This is a genomic window from Streptomyces xanthochromogenes, assembly GCF_014650455.1.
GTDB classification, from domain to species: domain Bacteria; phylum Actinomycetota; class Actinomycetes; order Streptomycetales; family Streptomycetaceae; genus Streptomyces; species Streptomyces xanthochromogenes.
The window spans coordinates 147,017-163,669 of record NZ_BMUZ01000012.1; the positions used below are offsets into that span (position 1 = coordinate 147,017).

General features: G+C 71.6%; 14 protein-coding genes and 1 tRNA gene. 10 read left to right on the forward strand and 5 right to left on the reverse strand.

Annotation, left to right across the window (positions count from 1 at the left end):
• Positions 1-21: 21 nt before the first annotated feature.
• The gene (locus IE267_RS28825; protein ID WP_189765239.1) at positions 22-1,428 is read right to left on the reverse strand and encodes a GntT/GntP/DsdX family permease; all 1,407 of its coding nucleotides are present in this window, start codon (positions 1,426-1,428) and stop codon (positions 22-24) included.
• An 11-nt stretch (positions 1,429-1,439) separates the two neighbouring features.
• The gene (locus tag IE267_RS28830) at positions 1,440-1,949 is read right to left on the reverse strand and encodes a gluconokinase (RefSeq protein ID WP_167156395.1); all 510 of its coding nucleotides are present in this window, start codon (positions 1,947-1,949) and stop codon (positions 1,440-1,442) included.
• Positions 1,950-2,088: 139 nt separating this feature from the next.
• Here IE267_RS28830 and IE267_RS28835 point away from each other — a divergent pair, with 139 nt between their 5' ends.
• Together IE267_RS28835 and IE267_RS28840 are read left to right on the forward strand one after the other, a co-directional pair.
• Positions 2,089-2,790 (forward strand): FadR/GntR family transcriptional regulator, encoded by a 702-nt coding sequence (locus IE267_RS28835; protein ID WP_167154498.1) that lies wholly within the window; start codon positions 2,089-2,091, stop codon positions 2,788-2,790.
• 229 nt (positions 2,791-3,019) lie between these two features.
• On the forward strand, positions 3,020-4,483 hold the full coding sequence (locus IE267_RS28840) for an amino acid permease (protein WP_167154503.1): 1,464 nt from the start codon (positions 3,020-3,022) through the stop codon (positions 4,481-4,483).
• Between the two features lie 93 nt (positions 4,484-4,576).
• Here the strand turns inward: IE267_RS28840 and IE267_RS28845 are convergent, their stop codons facing one another.
• Complete coding sequence (locus IE267_RS28845; RefSeq protein ID WP_161244738.1) at positions 4,577-5,284, reverse strand: TetR/AcrR family transcriptional regulator; 708 nt, start codon at positions 5,282-5,284, stop codon at positions 4,577-4,579.
• A 69-nt stretch (positions 5,285-5,353) separates the two neighbouring features.
• Here IE267_RS28845 and IE267_RS28850 point away from each other — a divergent pair, with 69 nt between their 5' ends.
• The 4 genes from IE267_RS28850 (at position 5,354) to IE267_RS28865 (ending at position 10,488) form a co-directional block, all read left to right on the forward strand.
• Complete coding sequence (locus IE267_RS28850) at positions 5,354-6,901, forward strand: APC family permease (RefSeq protein WP_189765240.1); 1,548 nt, start codon at positions 5,354-5,356, stop codon at positions 6,899-6,901.
• A gap of 136 nt (positions 6,902-7,037) precedes the next feature.
• Positions 7,038-8,681, forward strand: a complete 1,644-nt coding sequence (locus IE267_RS28855) for an amidohydrolase (protein WP_189765242.1) — start codon at positions 7,038-7,040, stop codon at positions 8,679-8,681.
• Positions 8,682-8,737: 56 nt separating this feature from the next.
• Positions 8,738-9,853: an S-(hydroxymethyl)mycothiol dehydrogenase gene (locus IE267_RS28860; RefSeq protein ID WP_189765244.1), complete on the forward strand. Its 1,116-nt coding sequence runs from the start codon at positions 8,738-8,740 to the stop codon at positions 9,851-9,853.
• Complete coding sequence (locus IE267_RS28865; protein WP_189765245.1) at positions 9,853-10,488, forward strand: MBL fold metallo-hydrolase; 636 nt, start codon at positions 9,853-9,855, stop codon at positions 10,486-10,488. Before IE267_RS28860 ends, IE267_RS28865 begins: the two co-directional genes overlap by 1 nt.
• Before the next feature lie 287 nt (positions 10,489-10,775).
• Here IE267_RS28865 and IE267_RS28870 read toward each other — a convergent pair whose 3' ends face one another.
• Entirely contained in the window at positions 10,776-11,726 is a 951-nt protein-coding gene (locus tag IE267_RS28870) for a pseudouridine synthase (RefSeq protein ID WP_167154522.1), read from the reverse strand.
• A gap of 196 nt (positions 11,727-11,922) precedes the next feature.
• On the opposite strand from IE267_RS28870, the gene IE267_RS28875 reads away from it, so the two are divergent.
• Positions 11,923-13,449, forward strand: coding sequence for a beta-ketoacyl-[acyl-carrier-protein] synthase family protein (locus tag IE267_RS28875; RefSeq protein WP_229861477.1), 1,527 nt, complete (start codon positions 11,923-11,925; stop codon positions 13,447-13,449).
• Positions 13,450-13,536: 87 nt separating this feature from the next.
• On the opposite strand, the gene IE267_RS28880 is transcribed toward IE267_RS28875, so the two are convergent.
• Positions 13,537-13,624 (reverse strand) — tRNA-Leu (locus IE267_RS28880).
• 187 nt (positions 13,625-13,811) lie between these two features.
• Here IE267_RS28880 and IE267_RS28885 point away from each other — a divergent pair.
• The 3 genes from IE267_RS28885 to IE267_RS28895 all read left to right on the forward strand — a co-directional run bounded on the left by IE267_RS28885 (position 13,812) and on the right by IE267_RS28895 (position 16,597).
• On the forward strand, positions 13,812-15,143 hold the full coding sequence (locus tag IE267_RS28885) for a M20/M25/M40 family metallo-hydrolase (protein WP_189765246.1): 1,332 nt from the start codon (positions 13,812-13,814) through the stop codon (positions 15,141-15,143).
• Between the two features lie 199 nt (positions 15,144-15,342).
• Positions 15,343-15,576 carry a chaplin ChpH gene (gene chpH / locus IE267_RS28890; protein ID WP_161252022.1) on the forward strand — a complete coding sequence of 78 codons (234 nt, stop codon included), beginning with the start codon at positions 15,343-15,345 and terminating at the stop codon, positions 15,574-15,576.
• A 139-nt stretch (positions 15,577-15,715) separates the two neighbouring features.
• Positions 15,716-16,597: a chaplin family protein gene (locus tag IE267_RS28895; protein WP_189765248.1), complete on the forward strand. Its 882-nt coding sequence runs from the start codon at positions 15,716-15,718 to the stop codon at positions 16,595-16,597.
• Positions 16,598-16,653: the final 56 nt, after the last annotated feature.

The following is a 16,653-nucleotide window of genomic DNA, read 5'->3' on the forward strand; positions in this document are numbered from 1 at the left end:
GACGACCGAGTGGAGGACCGGCTAGACGATCAGCGACAGCAGCAGGACGAAGCCGAGCGACACCACGGAGATGATCGTCTCCATCACCGACCAGGTCTTGATCGTCTGGCCGACGCTCATCCCGAAGTACTCCTTCACCAGCCAGAACCCGGCGTCGTTCACATGGCTGAAGAAGAGGGAGCCGGCGCCGACGGCGAGCACGAGCAGCGCCGCGTGCGCGGTCGACATGTCGGCCGCGAGGGGCGCGACCAGGCCCGCCGCGGAGATCGTCGCCACGGTCGCCGAGCCCGTCGCGAGCCGGATCGCCACCGCGATCAGCCAGGCGAGCAGCAGCGAGGGGATCGCCCAGTCCTTGGAGAAGTCCAGGATCATCTGGCCGACGCCCACGTCGATCAGCGTCTGCTTGAAGCCGCCTCCCGCACCCACGATCAGCAGGACGCCCGCGATCGGCGCGAGGGACTTCTCGACGGTCGTCGAGATGCGCTCCTTGGTGAACCCGGCGGCCCGGCCCAGGGTGAAGATCGCGACCAGGACCGCGGCGAGCAGGGCGATCAGCGGCGAGCCGATGACGTCGGTGACCCGCTGGAGGTGGTTCTTCGGGTCGTCGATCACGATGTCCACCAGCGCCTTGGCCAGCATCAGGACCACCGGGAGCAGCACCGTGACGATGGTCGCGCCGAAGCTGGGGCGCTTCTCCAGGTCCTCCGAGGGACGGGAGGGGACCATCTTGTCCGGGGCCGGGATGTCGACCCAGCGGGCCGCGTACTTCGAGAACACCGGGCCCGCGATGATCACCGTCGGGATGGCGACGACCACGCCGAGCGCGAGGGTCACCCCGAGGTTGGCGCCGATCGCGTCGATGGCGACGAGCGGCCCCGGGTGCGGCGGGATCAGGCCGTGCATCACGGACAGACCGGCCAGCGCCGGAATGCCGATCCGCATCAGCGAGTAGTTGCCGCGCTTGGCGACGAGCAGCACCACCGGGATCAGCAGCACGATGCCGACCTCGAAGAACAGCGGAAGACCGATGATCGAGGCGATGGCCACCATCGCCCAGGGCATCGCCCGCCCGCCGGACTTCCCGGCCTTGGCCAGGATGGTGTCGACGATCTGGTCGGCGCCGCCGGAGTCGGCGAGCAGCTTGCCGAGGATCGCGCCGAGCGCGATCAGCACACCCACGCCGGCGACGGTGCTGCCGAGGCCCGCGCTGAAGCTGGTGATGACCTTGTCGAGCGGGGCACCCGCGAAGGCGCCGAGCGCCAGCGAGCCGATGGTCAGCGACAGGAAGGCGTGCAGCTTGAACTTGGTGATGAGCAGGACGATGACGGCGATGCCCGCGAGTACGGCGATGCCCAGTTGGGCGTGGCCGGCCGAGGTGATCGGCTGCGTGGCGTCCGCTGCCAGGAACTCGACGCTGAGTCTGGTCACGGTGGGATTCCTTACTTGGTGAGCGTTCGCAGCGCGGCGGCGGCCCGCTCCGCGATGTCCTCGGGGGTGCCGGACACGTCGACGGCGGTGCCCGCCTCGTCGGGGCCCAGCGGCTGGAGGGTGGCGAACTGCGAGTCGAGCAGCGCGGCCGGCATGAAGTGGCCCTTGCGCTCGGCCATCCGGTGCTCGATGAGCGCGCGGTCGCCGGTCAGATGCAGGAAGACGACTCCGGGGGCGGCCGCGCGGAGCCGGTCGCGGTAACTCCGCTTGAGCGCGGAGCTGCTCACCACCCCGCCGTGCCCGGCCCGGCCGTGTGCCCAGGCGCCGATCGCGTCCAGCCAGGGCCATCGGTCGTCGTCGTCCAGGGGGATGCCCGCGGACATCTTGGCGACGTTGGCCGCGGGGTGGAAGTCGTCGCCCTCGGCGTAGGGGACGCCGAGCCGTTCTGCGACCAGCGGCCCGATGGTGGTCTTGCCGGTTCCGGCAACGCCCATCACGACGACGGTCAGGGGGGTGTTCATGGCGGGTGGTGCCTCGCTGTCCTCTTCGACATCGATGTCCTTCGCCGACACTCAAACCCATTAGGTACGACATATTCAAGAGGTCGTGATTTAAAAGTCATACTTTTGTGGCCTCGATGGTGGCCCGTAGGCTTGGGACATGACGACTCGGGCCCGGGGCCTCCATACGCATGTGCTCGAAAGCCTGGGTCTGGCGATCACCGCCGGCGCGTACCCGCCCGGCAGCGTCCTGCGCACCGACGAGCTCGCCCAGCGCTTCGACGTCTCGCGCACGGTGGTGCGCGAGGTGATCCGGGTCCTGGAGTCCATGTATCTGGTCGAGTCCCGGCGCCGGGTCGGCGTGACCGTCCAGCCGGCCGAGCAGTGGAACGTGTACGACCCGCAGGTCATCCGCTGGCGCCTGGCCGGCGCCGACCGCCCGCGCCAGCTCCGCTCGCTGACCGTGCTGCGCTCCGCCGTGGAGCCGGTCGCCGCCGGCCTCGCGGCCCTGCGGGCCACCCCGGCCCAATGCGCGGACCTCACCGAGCAGGCCCTCGGCATGGTCGCGACCTCGCGCGGGCGCCGGCTGGAGGCGTACCTCGTGCACGACGTGGCCTTCCACCGGATCGTGCTCGACGCGTCCGGCAACGAGATGTTCGCCCGGCTCGGCGACGTGGTGGCCGAGGTCCTCACCGGCCGCACCCATCACCAGGTGATGTTTCCCGACCCCGATCCGGCCGCCGTCACTTTGCACGTGCGGGTGGCCGAGGCGGTCCGTGCCCGCGACGCCGCCGAGGCCGAGCGGCTGACCCGGGAGATCGCGGTGGGCGCACTCCAGGAGCTGGACGTCCTCGCGCCATAGGTACCCTGAGCAACGAATTCCGAGCCCGGGATACCTTTCGGTTACCTCAGAAACACCTCAAATCTGCCTGTACGTGACATTGACCACTGCCAAACTGTGCCGCCAGGCGGAACTATGGGCCGCTGGTCCGTGCCATGGTGACGCTAGTCCCCGCCACGGTGACGACCTGCGTCACCGGCACGACCGGTCCCGCACGACCGCATGACCCCTCACAAAGGCGAACTACTCCATGAGTGACCGCATGCCTGCGGCCGAGACCCAGAGTGCCCCTGCGGGGGCGACGACGGGCACCCCCCACATCGACGCCGGTGACGCCGGTTACAGCAAGGACCTCAAGTCCCGCCACATCAACATGATCGCCATCGGCGGCGCGATAGGCACCGGGCTCTTCCTCGGTGCCGGCGGCCGGATGGCGGGCGCGGGCCCCTCCCTCGCGATCGCGTACGCGGTCTGCGGCGTCTTCGCCTTCTTCGTCGTACGGGCCCTCGGCGAGCTCGTGCTCTACCGCCCCTCCTCGGGCGCCTTCGTCAGTTACGCCCGTGAGTTCATGGGCGAGAAGGGCGCCTACACGGCGGGCTGGCTGTACTTCCTGAACTGGTCGACCACCGCCGTCGCCGACATCACCGCGGCCGCGACCTACGCCCACTTCTGGGCCATGTTCAGCAGCGTGCCGCAGTGGGTCTGCGCGCTCGTCGCGCTCGCGGTGGTCCTCACCGCCAACCTCATCTCGGTGAAGTACTTCGGCGAGATGGAGTTCTGGTTCGCGATCATCAAGGTGGTCGCGCTCGTCGCCTTCATGCTGGTCGGCATCTACCTCGTGGTGACCCAGCACGACGTGGACGGCTCCACGCCGGGCTTCGCCAACATCACCAGCCACGGCGGCATCTTCCCGATGGGCATGCTGCCCATGCTGCTCGTCATCCAGGGCGTCGTCTTCGCGTACGCCTCGGTCGAGCTGTGCGGCGTCGCCGCGGGCGAGACGGAGAACCCGCACAAGGTCCTGCCCAAGGCGATCAACTCGATCATGTGGCGGGTCGGCATCTTCTACGTCGGCTCCGTGGTGCTGCTCGCGCTGCTGCTGCCGTACACCGAGTATTCCGAGAACCAGAGCCCGTTCGTCACCGTCCTCGACAAGGTCGGCGTGCCGGGTGCGGCGGGCGTGATGAACCTGGTGGTGCTCACCGCGGCCCTCTCCAGCCTCAACTCCGGCCTGTACTCCACCGGCCGCATCCTGCGCTCGATGTCGCTGGCGGGCTCGGCGCCCAAGTTCGTCGGCGTCATGAACAAGGGCAAGGTGCCGTACGGCGGCGTCCTGTTCACCGCCTTCTTCGGCGTCCTCGGCGTCGCCCTGAACGGCTTCGTCCCGGACGACGCCTTCGAGATCGTGCTGAACTTCGCCTCCATCGGCATCCTCGGCACCTGGGCGATGATCATGATCTGTTCGCTGCTGTTCTGGCGCCGTGCGCAGGAGGGCAGCCTGGAGCGCCCCTCCTACCGGCTGCCCTGGGCGCCCTACACGCAGATCGTGACGCTGGTCTTCCTCGCGACCGTCGCGTTCCTGATGTGGTACGGCGGCGGTGTCGGCCGCACCACGGTCTACTGCCTCCCGATCATCGCGGCGCTGCTGGTCGGCGGCTGGTTCGTCGTCCGCAAGCGGGTCGGCGCGCTCGCCGCGGACAAGCCCCGGCCGTAGCCCCGCCAGTCCCGGCACACGCGCGAGGGCGGCACCCCGACCACGGGGCGCCGCCCTCGCGCGTACCCGTCCCGCGCCCGGCTTCCGTCGGGCTCACGCCCGTACGTGCCGCAGCCGGGCCTCGGCCGCTGCCAGCATCATCTCCAGGGCCGCCGGATAGGCGCTGCGGCCCATCTCCGCCACCAGGATCGGCGCGGTGGCGGCCACCTGCGGATGGGTGTCGGGGCCGAGCCGCGCGTACCGCTCCCGCCAGGTCCTCTCCTCCAGCGTCCGGGACTCCCGCGGCAGGGTGAGCACCGTGGCGTCCAGGGCCGCGAACGCCAGGGTCTGGTCCACGAACACGTGGTAGATCCGCACCGCCTCGGCATCCGGGAACCCGGCCCCGCGCAGGATGCCGAGGATCGTCTCCACCGAACGCATCTCGTGGACCCGGCCCGTCACCCGGGTACAGGTCAGCACCGCCGCCTGCGGGTGGGCCTGGTAGTCGGCGTGGATGCGCAGGCCGAGCGAGCGCAGGTCCGCCCGCCACTCACCGGTCGCCCGCCAGGACCGCAGGGTACGTCCGATCAGCTCGTCCGCCACCGCGAGCAGCAGGTCGTCGGTGTCGTGGAAGTACCGGTACAGCGCGCTCGGGTCCGCGCCGAGCGCCGTGCCGAGCCGGCGCACGGTCAGGGCCGCCGCCCCGTGCTCGCCGATCAGGCGCAGCGCGGTCTCGACGATCAGCTCCTCCGACAGCACCGTGCCCCGCTTGGTGGGCCGCCGCCTGCGTCGCTCCCCGTCCGCCACGACTCGCTCGCTCATGCGCCGCACCCTACGGACCGGTGCACCTTATGACAACGCCGTTGACGCACTGGCTCCACCCGGAGTTCGATGTGCCGCCATCGGGGCCGAAAAGCGCCCCTCGGCGAAGGAGCGACCGTGCGCACTCCATACGGCAGTGACCCACCCGTTCTGCGCAAGAGCCTCGGCGTCCTGGACGGCGTCGCCATCGCCGCCTCCTCCACGGCGGCCACCACCAGCATCGGCATCGGACTCGGCGTCACCGCGGGCGCGGTGGGACTGCACCTGCCGATCGTGATGCTGCTGGCGTTCATCCCGATCCTCGGCATCGCGAGCGCATACACCCGGCTCAACAAGGTCGAGCCCAACATGGGCAGCGGCTATGTGTGGGTGGGCCGCTCGCTCAGCCCCTGGCTGGGCTTCCTGACCGGCTGGATCGGCATCGTCTCCACCGTCGTCTTCCTCGCCTACACCACCGCCGTCACCGGCTCCGCCCTGATCCAACTGGCCGGCGAGACGGGCCTGCACACGCTCGGCGGCCTGCGCCTGGACCCCGACTCCACGGCCCAGTCCACCGCCATCGGCATCGTGATCCTGGTCGCCGTCACCTTCACCGCGGTCATCGGCACCCGCTCGGCCGCCGCCCTCCAGAAGTGGCTCCTGGTCTTCGAGTACGCGGTGCTGCTCGGCTTCTGCGGATACGGACTGGTCAAGGGCCCGCACCCCTTCAGCCTCGACTGGCTGAACCCGTTCACCATCCCCTCCGGCCAGGCGCTCGCCCAGGGGCTGCTGCTCTCGGTCTTCTGTTACTGGGGCTTCGAGTCGACCTTCAGCGTGAACGAGGAGATCAAGAAGCCCGAGGACGCCTCCAAGGCCGGGCTCGTCACCCTGTTCACCATGCTCGGCCTGTTCCTGCTGGGCTCGTTCGCCTTCCAACGGGTGCTCTCCGCCGACGAGTTGGTGGGTCATGGCGCACAAGGCCTCACCTTCTTCGGCGACCGGCTCGCCACTCAGCCGCTCGCCGCCCTGCCGCTGGTCGCGCTGACCTTCTCGGCGGTCGCCTCGCTCCAGTCCGGGGTCATCCCCACGGTCCGCGGCATGTTCGCGATGAGCCGCGACCGCACGCTCGGCCCGCTCTGGCTCAAGGTCAGCCCCCGCTACGGGACGCCGGCGGCCGGTACCGTCGCGATCGGCTGCGTCGCGGCGGGCATCGCCGTGCTCTCGCTGCTCATCCCCAAGATCGGCGACCTGATCCTCGCCTCCGTCAACGCCATCGGGATCGTGGTGTCCCTCTACTACGCGCTGACCGCCCTCGCCGCCGCGAGCCGCTTCCGGGGGGCGTTGCGGGAGAGCGTGGTCGAGGCGGTGCGTGCCGTGGTGATCCCGGTGCTGAGCGCGCTGTTCCTGCTCGGTCTCGGCGGCTATCTCGCCTGGACCTTCTACACCTCGGCCGACCACTTCGAAGTGAGCCCCGACAACGGGTGGTTCATGCTCGCGTGCCCCGCCGCGATGCTGCTCAGCGGCGTCGCGGCCGCCGCCTGGGCCAAGTGGGTAAGGAAATCACCGTACTTCGTCACCGGCCTCTCCGCCGCGGCGGCGGACCCGGCGCCGCTCGGCGCCGCACCCGAAGCCGTCTGAGCCACCGGCGTCCCCGGCACGCCACTCGGCGCCGCATCCGACGCCGTCCGAGCCACCGGTCCCGGCACACCGCCCGGGCCCGCCCCCGAAACCGTCCCCGTCACCCGCAGCACTCCCTCGCAGAACGGAATCCCCCATGCGCCACGACCCCGCCGACCTCGTCTTCACCGGCGGCCCGGTCCTCACTCTGGACGCCGCCCGCTCCCGCGCCACCACCGTGGCCGTCACCGGGGACCGCATCACCGCTGTCGGCCACGACGAGGTGCGCGAACTGATCGGCCCGAAGACCCAAGTCGTCGATCTTGCGGGCAAGTTGCTGGTCCCCGGCTTCCAGGACGCCCATGTCCACCCCGTCTCGGCCGGCATCGAACTGGCCGGCTGCGACCTCACGGGTCTGCGCACGGCGGCCGACACGCTCGACGCGGTACGCGCCTACGCCGATGCGCACCCCGAACAGGAGTGGATCACCGGGGGCGGATGGTCGATGGAGGCCTTCGAGGGCGGTAGCCCGACCCGCGACCTGCTTGACCGCGTCGTGCCCGACCGGCCCGTCTACCTTCCCAACCGGGATCACCACGGGGCCTGGGTCAACTCCCGAGCCCTCGCCGTCGCCGGCCACACCCGGCACACCCCCGACCCGGCCGACGGTCGCATCGAACGCGACGCCTCCGGTGAGCCGACCGGGCTGCTCCAGGAGGGGGCCATGGACCTGGTCGGCCGGATCACCCCCCGCTCGACCCCCGCCGACCGCCTGGCGGCCCTGCTGCGCGCCCAGGCCCACCTCCACTCGTACGGGATCACCGCCTGGCAGGACGCGATCGTCGGGAACTTCGGCTCCATGGACGACCCCGCCGACGCCTACGTGGCCGCGGCGCGCGACGGGTCGCTGACCGCGCGGGTCGTCGGCGCCCTGTGGTGGGATCGCGAGCGTGGCGCGGAGCAGATCCCCGAACTGGTCGAGCGGCGAAGGGAGGTGAGCCGCGGTCGGTTCCGCGCCGGCACGGTGAAGATCATGCAGGACGGGGTCGCGGAGACCGGCACCGCCGCCCTGCTCGGCCCGTACCTCGACGCCTGCGGCTGCGCCACCGCCAACACCGGAACCAGCTTCGTCGACCCGGCCGAACTGCGCGGCTACGTCACACAGTTGGACGCCCTCGGCTTCCAGGCCCACTTCCACGCGCTCGGCGACCGGGCGGTGCGCGAGGCCCTCGACGCGGTGCAGGCCGCCCGCGAGGCCAACGGGTGGACGGACACCCGGCCGCACCTGGCCCACCTCCAGATCGTCCACCCCGACGACATCGACCGCTTCCGCGCGCTCGGTGCCACCGCCAACATCCAGCCCCTGTGGGCCTCCCACGAACCTCAGATGGACGAGCTGACCATCCCCTTCCTCGGCGCCGAGCGGGCCGGTTGGCAGTACCCGTTCGCGGCGCTGCTCCGCTCCGGGGCGACGGTCGCGGCGGGCTCGGACTGGCCGGTCAGCAGCCCCGACCCGATGCAGGGCATCCACACCGCGGTGAACCGGGTCGCCCCCGGTGAGAAGGGCCCGGTGTTCCTGCCGGAGCAGCGCATCACCCTGACCGCGGCCTTCGCCGCGTACACCGCGGGAACGGCGTACGTGAACCACCTCGACGACACGGGCTCGATCCGGCCGGGCGCGCTCGCCGACCTCGCGGTGCTCGACCGCGACCCCTACGCGGGGCCGCCGGAGGAGATCGGTGCGACCCGGGTGCTCGCGACCTATGTCGGTGGCCGACGGGTGCACGCGGCCACCTCATAAGGTGTATTCCTGATACACCCGAATACACCCGACGGTACGAAGCAGGGAGTGGCGGCATGTCGCAGCAGGTCCAAGGGGTCATCGCACCGGGGAAGAACCAGCCCGTACGGGTGGAGACCATCGTGGTGCCCGACCCGGGCCCCGGCGAGGCGGTGGTGAAGATCCAGGCCTGCGGCGTCTGCCACACCGATCTGCACTACAAGCAGGGCGGCATCAACGACGACTTCCCCTTCCTGCTCGGCCACGAGGCGTCCGGCATCGTGGAGTCGGTCGGCGAGGGCGTCAGCGATGTCGCGCCCGGCGACTTCGTGATCCTCAACTGGCGTGCGGTGTGCGGCAGTTGCCGCGCCTGTCTGCGCGGCCGCCCGCAGTACTGCTTCAACACGCACAACGCGAAGCAGAAGATGACGCTGCTTGGGGGCACCTCCCTGGCCGGAGGCCTTGGGGGAGGAACCGAGCTGTCCCCGGCGCTCGGCATCGGGGCGTTCGCCGAGAAGACCCTGGTCGCTGCGGGCCAGTGCACCAAGGTCGACCCGGCGGTCTCCCCGGCGGTGGCGGGGCTGCTCGGCTGCGGGGTCATGGCCGGCATCGGCGCGGCCATCAACACCGGCAACGTCGGCCGGGGCGACTCCGTCGCCGTCATCGGCTGCGGCGGCGTCGGTGACGCGGCGGTCGTCGGCGCCCGGCTCGCGGGCGCGGCGAAGATCATCGCGGTGGACATCGACGACCGCAAGCTGGCCACGGCCAAGACGATGGGCGCCACGCACACCGTCAACTCCCGCAGCCAGGACGCCGTCGAGGCGATCCGCGAGCTGACCGGCGGCAACGGGGCGGACGTCGTCATCGAGGCGGTGGGCCACCCCGAGACGTACAAGCAGGCGTTCTACGCCCGTGACCTGGCGGGCACGGTCGTCCTGGTCGGCGTGCCGACCCCCGACATGACCCTCGAACTCCCGCTCCTGGACGTCTTCGGCCGGGGCGGCGCCCTGAAGTCCTCCTGGTACGGCGACTGCCTGCCCTCGCGGGACTTCCCGATGCTGGTCGACCTGCACCAGCAGGGGCGGATCGACCTCGGGGCGTTCGTCACCGAGACGATCGCGCTCGACGAGGTCGAGAAGGCCTTCGAGCGGATGCACGAGGGTGACGTGCTGCGTTCGGTGGTGGAGTTCTGATGACCGTTCGCGCACGCATTGACCATCTGGTCACGTCCGGCACGTTCGCTCTCGACGGGGGTGAGTGGGACGTCGACAACAACGTGTGGATCGTCGGGGACGACGAGGAGGCCGTCGTCGTCGACGCCGCGCACGACGCGGAGGCCATCCTGACGGCACTGGGCGGCCGCACCCTGCGGGCGATCCTGTGCACGCACGCCCACAACGACCACATCGACGCGGCGCCGGCCCTGGCGGAGGCCACCGGCGCGCCGATCCTGCTGCACCGCGACGACCTGCCGCTGTGGAAGCAGACGCATCCCGACCGGCTGCCGGACGGTGAACTGGGCGACGGGCAGCGGGTGGCGGTCGCGGGCGTGGAGTTCGAGGTGATCCACACCCCGGGGCATGCCCCGGGTGCGGTCTGCCTCCACGTGCCGGCCCTCGGCACGGTCTTCACCGGTGACACCCTGTTCGCCGGCGGGCCCGGCGCGACGGGGCGGTCCTTCTCCGACTTCCCGACGATCATCGACTCGATCAGGGAGCGGCTGCTGACGTTGCCGTCCGGTACGGCCGTCCGTACGGGGCACGGCGATGCGACCACGGTCGGAGCCGAGGCGCCCCACCTGGCCGAGTGGATCGCCCGGGGCCACTGACCCCCTGGGGGCCCGGCGCGCCAGCCCCCCTTGGGGGCCCGGGCCCCCTCCCGGCGGCGGGCCTGGACCTCCGCGCCCCCTTGTCTTTCGCCGCGGGCCGTCGACGGCTGCTCGCGCAGTTCCCCGCGCCCCTGTAGGTGGCGCGGCATGCTCATACCCGGCCCGTCCGGCAACTGCCCGCGCGCAGGCGGGGAGCCGGCCGGGCGGCGCCACGCAAGCCTGCACATCTGTCGGACCGTTGTGGGCCCCCAGTGCCCTCGGACACCCAATTCCCGTACGTGCAGCGCCTATTGGTCCGATGCCTGCGCGTCGGGCCAGGCTCCCAGGCGGAGCCGGCTCTCGAACCGGTGCGCCCGGCCGTCCACCGGATCGGTGAACTCAAGCACCCGGGCGAGCAGTTGGAGGGGATCCTCGAAGTGCCCCTCCTCGGCTTCCGGAAGCACCACCGGATACACCGGATCGTTGAGGATCGGCAGGCCGAGCCGGTTCATGTGGACCCGCAGCTGATGGGTGCGGCCGGTTGCGGGCAGCAGGCGGTAGCGACCGAGGGCGCCGCGCCGCTCGGCCAGCTCGATCCGGCTCTCCGCGTTGGGCTCGCCCGCCTCCTCGCGGGCGGCGACGACCCCGCGCTCCTTCACGATCCGGCTGCGCACCGTCACGGGCAGCGCGACCCCCGGGTCGTACGGCGCGATCGCCTCGTACTCCTTGCGCACCCGGCGCCCGCTGAACAGGCTCTGGTAGGCGCCCCGGTGCTCGGGCCGCACCACGAACAGGGCGAGGCCCGCGGTCAGACGGTCGAGGCGGTGGGCGGGCTGGAGCGCGGGCAGCGCCAGATCCCGACGCAGCCGGGCCACCGCGGTCTCGGTGATGTGCCGGCCGCGCGGGGTGGTCGCGAGGAAGTGCGGCTTGTCCGCGATCACGATCCGCTCGTCGCGGTACACGATCCCGATCCCGAACGGCACCGGCACCTCCGGGGCGAAGTCCCGGTGGAACCACACGAACGTCCCCGCCCGGTACGCCTCCCTCCCGCTCAGCGCCCCCTCCGCCCCGACGAACCTCCCGTCGCGCAGCATCGCGGCCACTCGATCCACGCCGATCGCCCCGCCGAACCGGCCCCGCAGATGATCACCCACCGTTGCCCAGGCCCCTTCGGGGTCGGCCGGCAGCCGCACACGCACCGGATCGATGCCATCGCGCTGCGCGAGCGGGGCGTCGGGGGTCCTGGATCTGCGTCTCACGGGACCAGAGAACCCCACCGACCCCGCCCGGGGCAAGAGAGTCCCAGGTCAGCGCCGTGTGCGTACGGGAGGGCGTGGGCGCCCGGACGCGCCGCGGCCTCTCCTGGCCTGCGGGTATCCGCGCGGGGAGGCATGCTGCCTGAGGGGGTTACGCAGGGGACAGCCGTATCTGTCGCCAATGAGCCGAGGGTCCAGGATGAGCGAAGAGTCGGTCATGGGCGGAAAGTGCCTGCTGCTCACCACGGGTGAACTGGTGCCCGGAGACGTCATCGCGACCGACCCGGACGGTCCCTGGCTCGTGGTGGTGCGCACCGCACCCGCGACCGAGACCAAGACCCGGCTGCACCTGAGGCCCCTGACCGGCGGCCCCGACGTCGAGCGCGTCATGCCCCGCTACGAACGCCAGGTCGTGCGCACCACACGCGTGGACCCGGCCGCTCTGCCCGACCCGGCGCAGTGGGCCGTCCCCCGGCGCCGCCGGGTCGTGGTGACCGGCCTCGGCGCGGTCAGCCCGCTGGGCGCGGACGTGCCCGAGCTGTGGCAGGGCCTGCTCGAAGGGCGTTGCGGCGTCTCCGTGATGGAGGGGCCCGGCTTCGACGGGCTTCCGGTACGGCTCGCCGCCCGGGCCGCCGTCGATCCGGCCGAGCTGCTGCCGAGGCCCTTGGCGCGGCGGATGAACCGGTCCTCCCAGCTCGCTCTGGTCGCCGCCCGCGAGGCCTGGCGGGACGCCGGACTGGACCCCGGGGGGACCGTGGCCGGCGGGCTGCGTCCGACCCGTACCGGAGTGTCGATGGGCACGATCATCGGGGGCGCCCCCGTCATGGTCGAGAGCCGGCTCGCGCTCATCGCGCGGGGACCGAGGGCGGTCTCGCCGCACACCACGCCCATGACCGTGCCGTCGGCCTCCGCCGCCCAGGTGTCCAAGGACCTCGACATCCGTGGCGAGGCACGCACGTTCGTGTCCGCCTGCGCCTCCGGTACGGAGGCGATCGGGCAGGCCGTCGACGCCATCCGCAGCGGACGGCTCGACCTCGTGGTCGCGGGCGGCACCGAGGCCGTGATCACCCCGGAGATCCTCGCCGCGTTCGCCGCGATGCGGGCCGTGTCGCGGCGCAACGACCAGCCCGAGCACGCGTCGCGGCCGTTCGACGACGCCCGCGACGGGTTCGTCCTGGGCGAGGGCGCAGGCGTCCTGGTCCTGGAGGACGAGGAGCACGCCCGGGCCCGCGGCGCCCGCATCTACTGCGAGGCGGCCGGCTGGGGCCTGTCCGCCGACGCCTTCCACATGGCGGCCCCCGAACCCCACGGGCGCGGCATCGAGGCCGCGCTGCGCTCCGCCCTCGCGGACGCCGGGGCCACGCCCGACGACGTGGCCCATGTGAACGCGCACGCCACGGCGACCGTCGAGGGCGACCGCACGGAGGCCCTCGCGCTCGGCCGCCTCTTCGGCAGCCAGATCCGGGACATCCCCGTCACGGCCAACAAGGGCGCCCTCGGCCACCTCCAGGGCGGAGCGGGCGGCGTGGAGGCCATCGCCTCGGTCCTCACCCTGCGGGACGGCCTGATCCCCCCGACCGTGGGCTGCGACCACCCGGAGGAGGGCCTCGGCCTGGACATCGTCCGCGACACCCCCCGCCCCCTGCCGCCGTGCGGCGACCTGGTCCTGAGCGATTCCTTCGGCTTCGGCGGACACAACGCGGTCCTGGCCCTCCGCCGGCTCTGAGCGGAGGCGGGCGGGGGCCGCCCGATCGGACCCACCGGCGAAGGTCCCCGGAAACGCAAAAGAACCCCACCGAAGTGGGGTTCCTGCTGGTGTCCGAGGGGGGACTTGAACCCCCACGCCCGATAAAGGGCACTAGCACCTCAAGCTAGCGCGTCTGCCATTCCGCCACCCGGACAAGGTGTCTGTCTCGCGGGCCGTGCCCGTTCCGACGTGGAAAACAATAGCAAACATCCGGGGGTGCTCGATCACCCCCCTGGCCTGCGTGAACTCCGGATGTCGGCGGGAAGCCGCCCTTGGGTGCCGAGGGGGGCGGGGGGGAGGATGGGGGAGGACCAAGCGGAGCGACAGCGGGAGGAAGCAGCGTGAGCGAGTCGAGCACGATCCGGACCGGCGGCGTGACCGGTGAGGACGAGGTCGTCGATCTCTGTCGCGATCTGATCCGGATCGACACCAGCAACTACGGAGACCACTCCGGCCCCGGTGAGCGTGCGGCCGCGGAGTACGTCGCGGAGAAGCTCGCGGAGGTCGGCCTGGAGCCGAAGATCTTCGAGTCCCACAAGGGCCGCGCCTCCACCGTGGCCCGGATCGCGGGCGAGGACCCGTCCCGGCCCGCCCTGCTCATCCACGGCCACACCGATGTCGTACCGGCCAACGCCGACGACTGGACCCACGACCCCTTCGCCGGCGAGATCGCCGACGGCTGCGTGTGGGGCCGCGGCGCGGTCGACATGAAGGACATGGACGCGATGACCCTCGCGGTCGTGCGCGACCGGCTGCGCAGCGGCCGCAAGCCCCCGCGCGACATCGTCCTCGCCTTCCTCGCGGACGAGGAGGCCGGCGGCACCTACGGGGCGCGCTTCCTCGTCGACAAGCACCCCGAGCTCTTCGAGGGCGTCACCGAGGCGATCAGCGAGGTCGGCGGGTTCTCCTTCACCGTCAACGAGAAGCTGCGGCTCTACCTCGTCGAGACGGCCCAGAAGGGCATGCACTGGATGAAGCTGACCGTGGACGGCACCGCCGGACACGGTTCGATGATCCACAAGGACAACGCCATCACCGAGCTGTCCGAGGCGGTGGGGCGTCTTGGCCGGCACAAGTTCCCGGTGCGGGTGACCAAGACGCTGCGGCACTTCCTCGACGAGCTCGGGGACGCGCTGGGCACCGAGCTCGACCCCGAGAACATGGACGAGACCCTCGCCAAGCTCGGCGGCATCGCCAAGCTCATCGGTGCCTCCCTCCAGAACACCGCCAACCCGACGCAGCTGGGTGCCGGTTACAAGGTCAACGTCATCCCGGGCCAGGCGACCGCCCATGTCGACGGGCGGTTCCTGCCGGGGTACGAGGAGGAGTTCCTCGCCGACCTGGACCGCATCCTGGGCCCGCGCGTGAAGCGCGAGGACGTGCACGCGGACAAGGCCCTGGAGACCACGTTCGACGGTGCCCTGGTGGACGCCATGCAGACCGCGCTGCAGGCCGAGGACCCGATCGCCCGTGCCGTGCCGTACATGCTCTCGGCCGGAACCGATGCCAAGTCCTTCGACGACCTGGGCATCCGCGGCTTCGGCTTCGCGCCGCTGAAGCTGCCGCCGGAGCTGGACTTCGCCGGGATGTTCCACGGCGTCGACGAGCGGGTCCCGGTCGACGGCCTGAAGTTCGGCGTACGGGTCCTGGACCGGTTCATCGACGCCTCCTGAGGGGCGGGTCGCGAGGTCGGGCAGGGCCGCGGACACCGGGCACCACGCACCGGGGTGGCGCTCCGCTAATCGTTTGAACGTACGTATCAGACTGAAAAGAGTGAATGCACTCATATGCTCGTAGCCCCATAACTTCCCCCTCGTTACAGGGTGTGCGGTCCGCGGCTGGGACCGCACATATGCCAACAAGGAGGAAGTAATGATCAAGAAGGTCGTCGCTGCTGCGGCTGTTACTGGTGGTCTGGTTCTCGCGGGTGCGGGTCTGGCTGTCGCGGACGCCGGTGCCCAGGGTGCCGCCGTGCACTCCCCGGGTGTCGCTTCCGGCAATGTCATCCAGGTCCCCGTGCACATCCCCGTGAACCTGTGCGGCAACACGGTCTCCGTGATCGGGCTGCTGAACCCCGCCTTCGGCAACACCTGCGTCAACAAGTGACGTTGTGCCTCAACCCGTGAGGGTCTGAGCCGGGCGGCCCCGGAGTGCGCGCCATGCACTCCGGGGCCGCCCGGCATTTCAGCCCGGGCGCAACGGCGCAGCCGGGCTTTCCGGAAGGCAGAAGGCAGGGAACGAATCTATGCGACAGGTCACCCGCAAGGGACTGATCACCATGGCGGCCGCGAGCGGGGTCATCGCCATGGGCAGCGGCGCGGCGCACGCCGACTCGGCGGCCCAGGGCAGCGCCGCGAACTCACCGGGCGTGCTGTCCGGCAACGCCGTCCAGCTCCCGGTGCACGCGCCGGTCAACGTCTGCGGCAACACCGTGAACGTGGTCGGCCTGCTCAGCCCGGCGTTCGCCAACGGCTGTGCCAACAAGGGGCACCAGGGCGGCGGTGCGGTCGCCCACGGGAAGGCCGTCGACTCGCCCGGCGTGGGCTCCGGCAACCACGTCCAGGCCCCCATCGACGCGCCCGTGAACCTCTGCGGCAACAGCGTGAGCGTGATCGGCGTCGGCAACCCCGCGTTCGGCAACGACTGTGCCAACGACGCGGGCCACCCCGGCACCCCCCAGCACCCGGGCAAGCCCCAGCACCCGGGCCACCCCGGCCTGCCTCACCACCCGGGCAAGCCGCAGCACCCCGGACACCCGGGTCACCCGGGCGGCCACCAGCAGCCGTGCCCGCCCCAGCACCCGGGGCAGCCGGGCCACCCCGGGCACCCGGGACAGCCGCAGCACCCGGGACAGCCCGGTCAGCCGGGTCACCCCGGTGTCCCGCAGCACCCGGTCGGCCCGATCGCGCACCAGCCGGCCAAGCCCGCGGGGCCCGTCGCGCCCGTCCGGGCCGGCGTCCCGGTCACGCACGCCGTGACCGCCTCCCAGGCCCAGGCGCAGGCCCTGGCCGCGGCCCCGCAGCTCGCGCACACCGGCTCGGAGGGCCTGGGCTTCGCCGTTCCGGCCGCCGCGGGTCTGCTGCTCGGCGGAGCGGTGCTCTACCGCCGCGGCCGCGCGGCGCAGTAGCCGCAGGGGTACCGGCGGGCCGACCCCGTAGGGCTGTCATGACGGAGCGGGCCCCG

Bases quoted from the DNA above. Each gene is read 5' to 3' on its own strand.
- IE267_RS28875 (WP_229861477.1), top strand. From the start codon at position 11,923: ATGAGCGAAGAGTCGGTCATGGGCGGAAAGTGCCTGCTGCTCACCACG.
- IE267_RS28850 (WP_189765240.1), top strand. From the start codon at position 5,354: ATGTGCCGCCATCGGGGCCGAAAAGCGCCCCTCGGCGAAGGAGCGACC.
- IE267_RS28830 (WP_167156395.1), bottom strand. From the start codon at position 1,949: ATGAACACCCCCCTGACCGTCGTCGTGATGGGCGTTGCCGGAACCGGC.
- IE267_RS28835 (WP_167154498.1), top strand. From the start codon at position 2,089: ATGACGACTCGGGCCCGGGGCCTCCATACGCATGTGCTCGAAAGCCTG.
- chpH (WP_161252022.1), top strand. From the start codon at position 15,343: ATGATCAAGAAGGTCGTCGCTGCTGCGGCTGTTACTGGTGGTCTGGTT.
- IE267_RS28845 (WP_161244738.1), bottom strand. From the start codon at position 5,284: ATGAGCGAGCGAGTCGTGGCGGACGGGGAGCGACGCAGGCGGCGGCCC.
- IE267_RS28840 (WP_167154503.1), top strand. From the start codon at position 3,020: ATGAGTGACCGCATGCCTGCGGCCGAGACCCAGAGTGCCCCTGCGGGG.
- IE267_RS28860 (WP_189765244.1), top strand. From the start codon at position 8,738: ATGTCGCAGCAGGTCCAAGGGGTCATCGCACCGGGGAAGAACCAGCCC.
- IE267_RS28855 (WP_189765242.1), top strand. From the start codon at position 7,038: ATGCGCCACGACCCCGCCGACCTCGTCTTCACCGGCGGCCCGGTCCTC.
- IE267_RS28895 (WP_189765248.1), top strand. From the start codon at position 15,716: ATGCGACAGGTCACCCGCAAGGGACTGATCACCATGGCGGCCGCGAGC.
- IE267_RS28865 (WP_189765245.1), top strand. From the start codon at position 9,853: ATGACCGTTCGCGCACGCATTGACCATCTGGTCACGTCCGGCACGTTC.